The organism is Aquicoccus sp. (assembly GCF_041686535.1).
GTDB lineage: Bacteria > Pseudomonadota > Alphaproteobacteria > Rhodobacterales > Rhodobacteraceae > Aquicoccus.
Genome location: NZ_JAWLDS010000004.1, coordinates 49,516 through 61,655 on the forward strand (window position 1 = coordinate 49,516; position 12,140 = coordinate 61,655).

General features: G+C 65.2%; 13 protein-coding genes. 7 read left to right on the forward strand and 6 right to left on the reverse strand.

Annotated features, from left to right (window positions below; translation table 11 throughout):
• Positions 1-136 precede the first annotated feature (136 nt).
• Complete coding sequence (locus ACESL9_RS01965) at positions 137-1,375, forward strand: aspartate kinase (RefSeq protein ID WP_372609722.1); 1,239 nt, start codon at positions 137-139, stop codon at positions 1,373-1,375.
• Between the two features lie 189 nt (positions 1,376-1,564).
• Positions 1,565-3,826, forward strand: coding sequence for a phosphoenolpyruvate--protein phosphotransferase (gene ptsP / locus ACESL9_RS01970; protein ID WP_372609720.1), 2,262 nt, complete (start codon positions 1,565-1,567; stop codon positions 3,824-3,826).
• 223 nt (positions 3,827-4,049) lie between these two features.
• On the opposite strand, the gene ACESL9_RS01975 is transcribed toward ptsP, so the two are convergent.
• On the reverse strand, positions 4,050-4,823 hold the full coding sequence (locus ACESL9_RS01975) for an EcsC family protein (RefSeq protein ID WP_372609718.1): 774 nt from the start codon (positions 4,821-4,823) through the stop codon (positions 4,050-4,052).
• Between the two features lie 52 nt (positions 4,824-4,875).
• Positions 4,876-5,376, reverse strand: a complete 501-nt coding sequence (locus tag ACESL9_RS01980; protein ID WP_372609716.1) for a GNAT family N-acetyltransferase — start codon at positions 5,374-5,376, stop codon at positions 4,876-4,878.
• Between the two features lie 80 nt (positions 5,377-5,456).
• On the opposite strand from ACESL9_RS01980, the gene ACESL9_RS01985 reads away from it, so the two are divergent.
• Positions 5,457-6,062, forward strand: a complete 606-nt coding sequence (locus ACESL9_RS01985; RefSeq protein ID WP_372609714.1) for a flavin reductase family protein — start codon at positions 5,457-5,459, stop codon at positions 6,060-6,062.
• A 28-nt stretch (positions 6,063-6,090) separates the two neighbouring features.
• Here the strand turns inward: ACESL9_RS01985 and ACESL9_RS01990 are convergent, their stop codons facing one another.
• Positions 6,091-6,669, reverse strand: a complete 579-nt coding sequence (locus tag ACESL9_RS01990; protein WP_372609712.1) for a DNA-3-methyladenine glycosylase I — start codon at positions 6,667-6,669, stop codon at positions 6,091-6,093.
• 126 nt (positions 6,670-6,795) lie between these two features.
• Between ACESL9_RS01990 and ACESL9_RS01995 the strand changes: the two genes are divergently transcribed.
• From ACESL9_RS01995 to ACESL9_RS02010, 4 genes are all read left to right on the forward strand, one after another.
• Positions 6,796-7,638 (forward strand): EAL domain-containing protein, encoded by an 843-nt coding sequence (locus tag ACESL9_RS01995; RefSeq protein WP_372609710.1) that lies wholly within the window; start codon positions 6,796-6,798, stop codon positions 7,636-7,638.
• Between the two features lie 168 nt (positions 7,639-7,806).
• On the forward strand, positions 7,807-8,982 hold the full coding sequence (locus tag ACESL9_RS02000; protein WP_372609708.1) for an acetyl-CoA C-acetyltransferase: 1,176 nt from the start codon (positions 7,807-7,809) through the stop codon (positions 8,980-8,982).
• A gap of 174 nt (positions 8,983-9,156) precedes the next feature.
• Positions 9,157-9,879, forward strand: coding sequence for an acetoacetyl-CoA reductase (gene phbB, locus ACESL9_RS02005; protein WP_372609706.1), 723 nt, complete (start codon positions 9,157-9,159; stop codon positions 9,877-9,879).
• Positions 9,880-9,975: 96 nt separating this feature from the next.
• Complete coding sequence (locus tag ACESL9_RS02010; protein WP_372674443.1) at positions 9,976-10,836, forward strand: DMT family transporter; 861 nt, start codon at positions 9,976-9,978, stop codon at positions 10,834-10,836.
• A 3-nt stretch (positions 10,837-10,839) separates the two neighbouring features.
• On the opposite strand, the gene ACESL9_RS02015 is transcribed toward ACESL9_RS02010, so the two are convergent.
• From ACESL9_RS02015 to ACESL9_RS02025, 3 genes are all read right to left on the reverse strand, one after another.
• A complete protein-coding gene (locus ACESL9_RS02015; protein WP_372609702.1) occupies positions 10,840-11,013 on the reverse strand; it encodes a YdcH family protein in 174 nt (57 codons plus the stop codon).
• 113 nt (positions 11,014-11,126) lie between these two features.
• The gene (locus ACESL9_RS02020) at positions 11,127-11,879 is read right to left on the reverse strand and encodes a tRNA1(Val) (adenine(37)-N6)-methyltransferase (RefSeq protein WP_372609700.1); all 753 of its coding nucleotides are present in this window, start codon (positions 11,877-11,879) and stop codon (positions 11,127-11,129) included.
• Positions 11,872-12,087 (reverse strand): DUF2007 domain-containing protein, encoded by a 216-nt coding sequence (locus tag ACESL9_RS02025; protein ID WP_372609698.1) that lies wholly within the window; start codon positions 12,085-12,087, stop codon positions 11,872-11,874. The genes ACESL9_RS02020 and ACESL9_RS02025 overlap by 8 nt, the downstream gene beginning before the upstream one ends.
• Positions 12,088-12,140 lie beyond the last annotated feature (53 nt).

Consider the following 12,140-nt stretch of genomic DNA (forward strand, 5'->3'; position numbering starts at 1 on the left):
GCGCGGGATGGTACTGATACGCCATCGGGTTCATATGTCGCAGCCCGTTGGCCGGGATTGTCCCTGTCGTCCTTGGTCTTGCCCTTGGGGCCGGTCCGTCATACACCGCGCGCAACGCCAAGGATGAGGAAGGCCGATGCCGGTTCTCGTGATGAAATTCGGCGGTACTTCGGTCGCCACGCTGGACCGCATCCGCCGGGCCGCCAAGCGCGTGGGCGTCGAGGTGGCCAAGGGATATGACGTGATCGTCATCGTCTCGGCCATGGCGGGCGAGACCAACAAGCTCGTCGGTTATGTCGGCGAGACCTCGCCGCTTTACGATGCGCGCGAGTATGACGCGGTGGTGAGTTCGGGCGAGAACGTGACCGCCGGGCTGATGGCGCTGACGCTTCAGGAAATGGACGTGCCGGCGCGCAGCTGGCAGGGTTGGCAGGTGCCGCTCAGGACCACCAGCGCGCATTCCCAGGCCCGGATCGAGGAGATCCCGCCCGACAACATTCGCGCCAAGTTCGCCGAAGGGATGCGTGTGGCGGTCGTGGCCGGGTTCCAGGGCGTGAGCCCCGAGGGCCGGATCACCACGCTGGGCCGGGGCGGCAGCGACACCACCGCGGTTGCGTTCGCCGCCGCGTTCGAGGCCGAGCGCTGCGACATCTACACCGATGTGGACGGGGTCTATACCACCGACCCGCGGATCTGCGACAAGGCGCGCAAGCTCGACCGGATCGCCTTCGAGGAAATGCTGGAACTGGCCAGTCTCGGGGCGAAGGTGCTCCAGACCCGTTCGGTCGAACTGGCCATGCGCTACAACGTGAAGCTGCGGGTGCTGAGCAGTTTCGAGGAACAATCGGACGCGGCGGGCACGCTGGTCTGTGCCGAGGAGGACATCATGGAATCGAAAGTCGTCAACGGGATCGCCTATAGCCGCGACGAAGCCAAGATGACGCTGGTTTCGGTCGCCGACCGTCCCGGGATCGCGGCGGCCATTTTCGGCCCGCTGAGCGAGGCGGGGGTGAACGTGGACATGATCATCCAGAACATTTCCGAGGAGGGCCGCACCGACATGACCTTTTCCTGCCCCACCGACCAGGTGGCGCGCGCGGAAAAGGCCCTGCACGAGGCCAAGGCACGCGGCGAGATCAATTTTCACGACCTGATCGCCGATACCAACGTGGCCAAGATCAGCGCGGTCGGGATCGGGATGCGCAGCCAGTCGGGCGTTGCCGCACGGATGTTCAAGACATTGAGCGACGAGGGGATCAACATCAAGGTCATCGCCACCTCGGAGATCAAGATCAGCGTGTTGATCGACCGCAAATACATGGAGCTCGCCGTGCAGGCGCTGCATGATGCGTTCGAGTTGGAGAAGGCAGACTGAGCGTCGGGCGCTGCCGTTCCGGCGGTGCTGTCTCATTGATCAGATGCACAGGGGACGCGCAGAAAGACCACAACCCTTGCGGGAATTTCCGTTTGCCCGGGCCAGTTTCCCGTTTCCCTCATGGGGGGTGTGTGGTGTAAGGTTCGCGTCGGACGCAGGGTCGTGTCCGGAACCGGGGGAAGAGACTCCATGAGCGATGCGAGTGTGACCGACAGTCGGCAGATGCTTGGCCGGTTGCGTGGCGTCATGGCCGAGGACAGCGCCGGTCAGGCGCGTCTCGACAAGATCACCGGCCTGATCGCCGAGGAGATGCATTGCGAGGTCTGTTCGGTTTACCTGTTCCGCGATTCCGACACGCTGGAGCTTTGCGCGACCGAGGGTCTCAACCCCGACTCGGTACACCAGACGCGGATGCGGCTGGGCGAGGGGCTGGTGGGCCGGGTCGCGCGCACGGGGCGCATCATCAACACCGCCGACGCACCCGCCGAGCGCGGCTTCCGCTACATGCCGGAAACCGGCGAAGAGGTGTTCTCGTCCTTCCTGGGCGTGCCGATCCAGCGGCTGGGCGAGAAGCTGGGCGTGCTGGTCGTGCAATCGAAATCCCAGCGCGAATTCTCGGACGACGAGATCGAGGCGCTGGAAGTGGTGGCCATGGTCCTGGCCGAGATGGCCGAACTGGGCATCTTCGTGGGCGAGGGTGCGGCGCTCAGGGCGCGCCATACCGAGCCGGCGATGATTCGCGGCAGCGTCGGCCAGGAGGGCACGGCCGAGGGCCATGTCTGGCTGCACGAGCCGCGGGTGGTGGTGACCAACCTGATCGCCGAGGACCCGCATCGCGAGCTCGAGCGCCTGCGCGAAGCGGTGGACCGGCTGCGGGTGAGCGTCGACCAGATGCTGGACGGTGCGCGCGGCGGGGACAAGGAACAGCTTCAGGTGCTCGAAGCCTACCGGATGTTCGCCAATTCCAAGGGCTGGTTGCGGCGGATGGAAGAGGACATCGCGCGCGGGCTGTCGGCCGAGGCAGCGGTGGAAAAGGAGCAATCGACCGCGCGGGCACGCATGGGCCAGGTCAATGACCCCTACCTGCGCGAGCGGCTGCACGATCTCGATGACCTGTCCAACCGGCTGCTGCGCATCCTGACCGGGCAAGGCAGCGAAACAGGCGCCGAGATGCCCGCCGACCCGGTGCTGGTCGCGCGCAATATCGGTCCGGCGGAATTGCTCGATTATGGCCGGAGCCTCAAGGGGATCGTGCTGGAAGAGGGGTCTGTCGGGTCGCATGCCGCGATCGTCGCGCGGGCCCTGGCCATTCCGCTGATCATCCATGCGGGGCGGATCACGACCGAGGCGCTCAACGGTGATCACGTCATGATCGACGGCGAACAGGGGCTGGTGCATCTGCGCCCGGATGAAACCGTGGTCGGCGCCTTTCGCGACAAGATGGCGATGCAGGCCGAGGCGCTGGAACGCTACACCTCGATCCGCGACAAGCCCGCATGCAGCCGCGACGGCGTGACGGTGCGCATGCACATGAACGCCGGGTTGATGGCCGATCTGCCCTCGCTCGCGGGGTCGGGGGCCGAGGGTGTAGGCCTCTTTCGCACCGAGTTGCAGTTCCTCGTGCGCTCGCAGATGCCCAAGCGCGGCGAGCTGTCGGCGCTTTATGCCCGGGTGCTCGACGCGGCACAGGGCAAGCGGGTGGTGTTTCGCACCCTCGATATCGGGTCGGACAAGGTCTTGCCCTACATGACGGCGCAGGACGAGCCCAACCCGGCGATGGGCTGGCGCGCGATCCGGGTCGGCCTCGACAAGCCGGGGATCATGCGGATGCAGTTGCAGGCGCTGTTGCGCGCCGCGGCAGGGCGGCCGCTGGCGGTGATGTTTCCGTTCGTCGCCCAGCGCGAGGAATACGACGCGGCCTGTGTCGAAATGGACAAGGCGGTGGAACGCGAGCGGATCCTTGGTCATGCGCTGCCCGAGGTCCTGGAAGTGGGGGCGATGCTGGAGACACCCAGCCTTGCCTTTGCGCCGGACAAGTTCTTTCGCGAGGTCGGGTTCCTGTCGATCGGGGGCAACGACCTCAAGCAGTTCTTCTTTGCCGCCGACCGCGAGAACGAACGGGTGCGCAAACGCTATGACACGCTCAATGTCAGTTTCCTGAGCCTGATCGAACAGATCGTGGAGCGTTGCGCGAGGACCGACACGCCGCTGAGCTTTTGCGGCGAGGATGCGGGGCGGCCGGTCGAGGCGCTGTGCCTCGCGGCCATCGGGCTGCGTTGCCTGTCGATGCGGCCCGCCTCGATCGGGCCGGTGAAACACGCGATCATGCGCACCGACCTGGCCGAGCTGCGCGCGGTGATTCATGACGCGCGCGAACGGGGAGATCAATCGGTGCGGCCCGCGGTCGAGGCCTATCTGCGGGAAAATGGCGGGATACCGGTCAAGGGCTAGCCTTGGCGGCTTCTCTCGCCCGGAACAGCGGCGAAGCCGCCCGGGCAGCACCTGGCCGCACCCCGGCCGGGTGCTTTTGATATGGTGCGAGTCGCTTCATGCTGGGGCATGACGTTGCGGGATAAATTACCCTACACTGATGTTTTGATCACCCGACCGCGGCCATGTGATGCCCTGTCGTCCGGCATCGACGGAAGCCACCTCACTGCACCTTTTGCCCGGCCTACCCCGCCCACTTGACCGGCGGTTCCTCGACGCGTTTGCGCAGCGCCTCGAGCAGCTCGGCGTGATCGTGATCGGCATGGATCGCAAGGCGGCGCAGGCCGAAATGGACATGGGCCATTTCCTGGTAATAGCTGGTATAGGCATAGTTGGTCGCCGCCCCGGCCACGGCGCCCAGGACCGGCACGGTCTGCGCCGCCAGTTTCTGGCCCAGCACGGTGGCAAGCCGTGGCGCGACACGCACGATCAGCGATTGCACCGCCTGCCCCGTCACGATCATCCGGGTCGAGATGAAGGCCAGGTCGGTGCCGTCATCGGCTTCGAGCGGTCCGGCAGCGGCGAGCACCCGGATGCAGTCGAATTTCACGCCCTCTTCCTCGGTGTCGAAACCATGTTCGGCGGCGATCCCCTGGATCACGCGCAAGAGCACGGTGGTCGTGACCGGCAACTCGGCCAGCGCCGTGGGCAGCCCGCCAAAGCCGCCTGCGGCCCCCATCGCGGTGGTCACCGCGCTGTTGAGCCATCCCGGTTGATCCGGGACGTTGCGCCGCGAGCGTGACGCGGCACGCAGCGCGACATGCAGCGCGGCCTCGGTGCGGGTGTCGAGCTGGCTGCGGATGGCGGGCGGCAACCGGTCGAGCAGGTTCTCGGCCTGCCCACCGATCAGGTTGAGCAATTGCAGGCCCGGCCCCCCGGCCCCACTATAGCGACCGGCCAGCGCGTCGAGCGCGGCCTCGACATCGAGTTCGGCGGGCGGGGCGTCGAGGATTTCCATGGCGGACCTTCGTGTTGCTGCCCTTCAGAGATTGGCAGAAAGGCGCGCGGTTTCAAGCCTCGCGCGTGACCCGACCGGCGATCCTGTCCCAGGCACCGGGCGTGAGGGCACGCCCCAGCACGCGGTCGGGGTTGGTGGGCGGCGGCATGGTGATGCCGTCGAGCCGGTCGAACCCGAAGCGCGCATAATAGGGCGCATCCCCCACCAGCATGACGCGCGGCCAGCCATGCCGCGCCGCGATGTCGAGGCTGTCACGGATCAGGACCCCGCCAAGGCCCTCGCCCTGATGGGTGGGGTGCACCGCCACAGGCCCGAGCAGAAGCGCGCGGTGCCTCCCGCCCGCCCCGGCCTCGATCCGCACGGGCCAATACCGGATCGCTCCCGCGATGAATCCTTCGGGATCGCGCGCCGCCAGTGACAGCCCTGCGACCGGCTCGACCCCCTCACGCAGGCGATAGGAGGAAAGCGCCGTCCGCGACGGCCCGAAACAAAGGTCATAGAGCGTCTCGACCTCCCACCAGTCCTCTTCGCCTTCGGGGGTCAGCTCGAACACTGCTCAATCCTCGTTCTTGGGGTGGAATCGCCCCTAGCACGCAGGTAGAGACGGAGCAATTGTATAAGGAAAGGCGCCCCATGTTCTATCGACCCGAAGACGGCCACGGCTTGCCGCACAACCCGTTCAACGCGCTCATCGTGCCGCGGCCGATCGGCTGGATCTCGACCCGGGGCGCGGGCGGGGTGGACAACCTCGCCCCCTATTCGTTCTTCAATGGCTGCGCCTATACGCCGCCACAGGTGATGTTCGCCAGCACCGGCACCAAGGAGGATCGCGACGGAACCAAGGACAGCCTTGCCAACATCCTCGAAACCGGCGTGTTCTGCGTCAACCTGGTGGCGCGGGCGATGACGGATGCGATGAATGCAAGCTCGCAGACCCTGCCGGCGGGCACGTCCGAGTTCGACCATGCCGGGCTTGAACGGGCCGAGTGCGAGACCATCGCTTGCGCCCGCGTCAAGCACGCGCCCGCGGCGCTCGAATGCCGGATGACGCAGATCGTCGAGCTGGAGGGTGCGGCGAACGCGGTCTGTTTCGGCACGGTGACGGGGATTCACATGCGCGACGATTATCTTGTCGAGGGCATGTTCGACATCACCCGGTTCACCCCGCTGGCACGGTTGGGATACCGCGATTATACGGTGGTGACCGAGACCTTCACGCTGGCGCGCCCCGACGATTGAGGCGCAGCCCTCTTGCAGAGCGCCCGTTTCATGCGCCGACCCGCCCGAGCGCGGCACAGGGGCCGTGGCGCGGACAGGTCACGAGGTGATCGTTGACCATGCCAACCGCCTGCATGAAGGCATAGGTGATGGTCGGGCCACAGAACTTGAACCCGGCCTTTTTCAGATCCCTTGAAATCTGCCGGGACAGCGGGGTTTCGGCGGGCACCTCGGCCGGGCTTGTCCAGCGGTTCTGGATCGGGGTTCCGTCGACATAGGACCACAGGAAGCGGTCGAACCCGCCCTGCGCCTCGATCTCACCCCAGGCGCGGGCGTTGGTAATCGTGGCCTCGATCTTGCCGCGGTGGCGTATGATACCGGGATCGGCAAGGAGCCGTGCCACGTCGGCCTCGCCCCAACCGGCGATGATGCGCGGGTCGAACCCGTGAAAGGCGGCACGAAAATTGTCGCGCTTCTTGAGGATCGTGATCCAGCTCAGCCCGGCCTGGAACCCGTCTAGGACGAGCTTTTCCCAGAGCGCGCGGCTGTCCCATTCGGGCACGCCCCATTCGGTGTCGTGGTAATCGAGATAAATCTGCTCCGGTCCGGCCCAACCGCATCTTTGCATGGCGTCTCTCCCTGCCCGTTCATCCATTTCGCGCGGATTCACCGAAAACGCAGCGTTTAACCGGGTCTTAGCAAATGCGGCGCAAGACTGCACCCGACTGGACCCCAACCCCGCAGGGAGGCCCACATGCCGCGCGAGACCCGCAAGAAACTGGCCGATATTCCGCCCGGGCACGAAGACCCGCTCAGCTATGCGGTCACGGCGCGTGACCGGTCGGTAATGCAGATGGTCAAGGAGGCGGTGCAACGCAAGCGCGTGATGCTGGCCTATCAGCCGGTGGTGCAGGCCACGCGCCCCGATCATGTCGCGTTCTACGAGGGGCTTGTCCGGGTGCAGGACGAAACCGGACGAATCATCCCGGCGCGCGAATTCATCGCCCGCGTGGAAGAGTTGGAAACCGGCCGCATTCTCGACTGCATCGCGCTGGAAAAGGGGCTGCGCGCGCTGGCCGAAGAGCCGGGCCTGCGGCTTTCGATCAACATGTCGGCGCGCTCGATCGGGTATGAGCCGTGGATCCGCACGCTGCGGCACGGATTGCGGCGCGACCCCACGGTGGGCGAACGGCTGATCCTCGAGATCACCGAAAGCTCGGCCATGACGGTACCCGAGCTTGTCACCGGCTTCATGGCCCGTATCCAGCAGAAGGGCGTCAGTTTCGCACTCGACGATTTCGGCGCCGGGCAGACCTCGTTCCGCTACCTGCGCGACTTCTATTTCGACATCCTCAAGATCGACGGGCAATTCATTCGCGGCATCCATGCCGACCCCGACAACCAGGTGCTGACCCGCGCGCTGGTTTCGGTGGCGCGGCAATTCGACATGTTCACCGTGGCCGAGTTCGTCGAGAGCGCTGCGGACGCGGCCTACCTGACCGAGATGGGCCTGGATTGCCTGCAGGGCTACTATTTCGGCGCCCCCACCGTGCAAAAGCCCTGGCAGAGCCCGGAGGCGCATCGTGCCCGCGCCTGAGAGGGGCTTTCGGGCCTGCGCCCCGATCGACGCATGCCGCGGCATACCGGCAGTTGCCGCAGCGCAGCCAATCGGCTATGCAGGGGCCGAACCCGGTCGGGGCGCGATCAATCCCATGGGGGCCGTTTCCCCCGTCCCCGACCCATCAAAGGGAAGAGGACCACGCCCATGACCAATGTCGTTATTGCCTCGGCCGCGCGCACCGCCGTCGGTTCGTTCAACGGCGCTTTTGCCAACACACCCGCCCATGACCTGGGCACCGCCGTTCTCGAAGCTATCGTCGAGCGCGCCGGTATCGACAAATCCGAGGTGAGCGAGACGATCCTTGGCCAGGTTCTGACCGCCGGCCAGGGCCAGAACCCTGCCCGCCAGGCCCATGTGAACGCGGGCCTGCCCATCGAAAGCGCCGCCTGGGGCATCAACCAGGTCTGCGGCTCGGGCCTGCGCGCCGTGGCGCTGGGCGCGCAGCATATCCAGCTGGGCGATGCCGATGTCGTCGCGGCCGGCGGACAGGAAAGCATGAGCCTCTCGCCGCATGTCGCGCATCTGCGCGCGGGCACCAAGATGGGCGATGTCAAATATATCGACAGCATGATTCGCGACGGCCTGTGGGATGCGTTCAACGGCTACCACATGGGCCAGACCGCCGAGAACGTGGCCCAGAAATGGCAGATCAACCGCGACACGCAGGACGAATTTGCCGTTGCCAGCCAGAACAAGGCCGAAGCCGCGCAAAAGGCCGGGAAATTCTCCGACGAGATCGTGCCCTTCACGGTCAAGACCCGCAAGGGCGACATCGTGGTGGAGAATGACGAATACATCCGCCACGGCGCGACGATGGACGCGATGCAGAAACTGCGCCCGGCCTTCACCAAGGACGGCAGCGTGACCGCCGCCAATGCCAGCGGCATCAATGACGGGGCCGCGGGCGTTCTGCTGATGAGTGCCGACAATGCCGAGAAGCGCGGAATCAAGCCGCTGGCGCGTATCGCCTCTTACGCGACGGTCGGGCTTGACCCGTCGATCATGGGCGCGGGGCCGATCTTTGCCAGCCGCAAGGCGCTGGAAAAGGCAGGCTGGAAGCCCGAGGATCTCGACCTTGTCGAAGCCAACGAAGCCTTTGCCGCGCAAGCCTGTGCGGTCAACAAGGACATGGGATGGGACCCCGCGATCGTGAACGTGAACGGCGGCGCGATTGCCATCGGCCACCCGATCGGCGCCTCGGGCGCGCGCATCCTCAACACGCTGCTCTTCGAGATGCAGCGGCGCGACGCAAAGAAGGGCCTCGCGACGCTCTGCATCGGCGGCGGCATGGGCGTGGCCATGTGTCTCGAACGGGCCTGACCGCATCATGGACAGGGCGCCGATTGGGCGCCCTGCCTTTCCTTTGGGCTCGATTCAGGCCAGCCCGTGAAAAATGGCCGCGGCACAACAAATTCCATGCGCAAGATTATTGCGCGTCATATATATTTTGCGTAACAGAGTTACCAACGCACCAATAAATCAGGAGGAGAGATCATGGGAAGAATTGCATTGGTCACGGGCGGGTCACGCGGTATCGGGGCGGCCATTTCGAAAGCATTGAAAGCCGAAGGCTATGACGTCGCCGCCACCTATGCCGGCAATGACGAGGCCGCATCGAAATTCACCGAGGAAACCGGGATCAAGACCTACAAGTGGAACGTGGCCGATTACGGGGAATCGCAGACCGGCATCGCACGGGTCGAGGCGGACCTGGGCCCCATCGACGTGGTGGTCGCCAATGCCGGGATCACACGTGACGCACCGTTTCACAAGATGACGCCCGAGCAATGGAACGAGGTGATCGACACCAACCTGACCGGCGTGTTCAACACCGTGCATCCGGTCTGGCCGGGCATGCGCGAACGCAAGTTCGGGCGCGTGATCGTGATATCCTCGATCAACGGGCAGAAGGGACAATTCGCGCAGGTCAACTATGCCGCGACCAAGGCCGGCGACCTGGGCATCATCAAGTCGCTGGCCCAGGAAGGCGCGCGCGCGGGTATCACCGCCAACGCGATCTGTCCGGGCTATATCGGCACTGACATGGTGATGGCCGTGCCCGAAAAGGTGCGCGAACAGATCATTGCGCAGATCCCGGTCGGACGGCTGGGCGAGCCCGAGGAAATCGCGCGCTGCGTCGTGTTCCTCGCCTCCGAGGATGCCGGGTTCATCACCGGCTCGACCATCTCGGCCAATGGCGGGCAGTTCTTCGTCTGATTTCCAAGCGCTTTCCGACCAAGCCTGATCCTGATAACGCAGGATTCGCAGGGCCGCACCGTCTGGTGCGGCCCGCTTTTGTCCGAAGAGGCGAGGATGACCAGGATACAGGCAACGGGCGTCGGCTTTGCCGCGGTGATCTCGTGGGCGCTACTTGCGCTTTTCACGGTGGGCAGCGCCCCGGTTCCACCCCTTCTGCTCAATGCGATGTCCTTTGCCGTGGCCGGGATCATCGGCGTGATCTGGACCCATGCCACGGGCGGATGGGGCAAGCTGCGCACCGTAGGCTGGCGCGTCTATGTTTTCGGCACGTTCGGGCTTTTCGGCTATCACGCGCTGTATTTCAGCGCCCTGCGGCTGGCCCCGCCAGCCGAGGCCGGGCTGATCGCCTATCTCTGGCCCTTGCTGATCGTGCTGATGTCGGGGCTCTTGCCCGGTGAACGGCTCAGGGCGGGGCATTTCATCGGCGCGCTCATGGGGTTTGCCGGGGCGGCGCTTATCATCGGCGGCGGCCTGGAGTTCGCCACCGGTGCGTTGCCGGGTTACCTGCTGGCGCTGGGCTGTGCAGTGACATGGTCGGGGTATTCGGTTCTGTCGCGGCGACTGGGCCATGCGCCCACGGAAACGGTGGCGGTTTTCTGTCTGGCCACCGCGATATTGTCGGCCGCCTTGCACCTGGCGCTGGAAGAGACGATCTGGCCAGCGGAGGCGCTGGGCTGGGTGTCGGTTCTGGGGCTTGGGTTGGGGCCGGTGGGCCTGGCCTTTTATGTCTGGGATATCGGGGTCAAACGCGGGGATATCCAGCTTCTGGGCGTTGCATCCTATGCCGCGCCCCTGCTGTCCACGCTGATCCTGGTTCTGGCCGGTGTCGCGGCACCAGGCTGGACCTTGACGATGTCCGCCATGCTCACCCCCGGCGGCGCGGCTTGGGCCGCGCGCGCCAGCTTCAATGGCTGATGCCTATTCCGCTGCCACTTCGAGGCGGGAAATCTCTTCCTTGATGCGCAGCTTCTGCTTTTTCAGTTCGGCAATCTCGACATCAGATGCGCTGGGCGTTCGCTGAAGTTCTTCGACTTGGTCCGAGAGGGCTTGGTGTTTCTTTTTCAGTTGCTCGATATGCGAACTCACGCTCATGTGCGGTCTCCTCTCATGTAACGTCCACATGACAAGTGCAGCATAAAATCCACCACCTGTCACGCATGATCCGTGTCCAATTCTCGGACACATTATCCGATATAGGTTCGATCTCAGCGCGGAAAAGGCAGGGCGGTGCCCTCGCGCAGGACCGAACGGATTGTTTCGCTGAAGTTTTCCCGGTCGCCGTCATGGGTGGCGCCGTCATGCAGCACCAGCCCCGCATGGAGGCGGAAAGCCGCGCGTCCTCCCTTGCGGGCGCGCAGGATCACCAGTTGGCTGTCACGTCCGGGCCGGGGAATCAGCGGCAAGAGCCGTAGCGAGCCGAGGCTGGCCTGCGCCGCCGTGAGCAGGTCGGGCAGACGTTCGGCCCGCTGGATGACATGCAAAAAGCCGCGCGGGGCGAGCCGCCGGGCGGCCTGTTGGATCCAGAGCGCAAGCGGCGTCGGCCCGCCCAGCGCGACTTCGCGGGCGTCATCATCGGCCACGGTGCCGGTGGCGCGGTCGAAATAGGGCGGGTTCATGATGACGTGGTCGAATTGCCGCGCCCGGAGTGCGGGGGGCATGTCGGAAAGATCGCCCTCGATCACTTCGAGAGGGATCGCGTTGTCGCGGGCATTTCGCCGGGCGAGCGCGGCATAGGCTGGCTGAAGTTCAAGCCCCGTGAGCGAGAGACCTGCCACCCGCCGCCCGAGACACAGCGCCGCCGCCCCGGCGCCGCAGCCCATGTCGAGCACCGTTTGACCGGCCTGCGCGTTGACCGAGGCCGCGAGCAGAACCGGATCGACACCCGCACGATAGCCCCTGCGCGGCTGCCAGAGATCGAGCCGTCCACCGAGAAACCGGTCGCGGGTCAGATCATCCATCGGTTTCGATGTCATTGTCCCGAAGCGTCCGGACGGCGCGGTCGAAATCGCGATCCGCGACCATCAGGCGCCGCGGCAAAATGCCGATGGACCCCTCGAGCACGCTCATGTTTACGTCCATTTCAAAGGCGGCTATACCCTCGCCCTGAAGCAGCGCGGTGGCAAAGGCGATCACGGTCGGGTCATTTGTGCGCAAAAGCTGTTTCATGGGGATGACATAAGGGCATGGATCGGGTCTTGTCGAGAGATGCAATGGGGGTG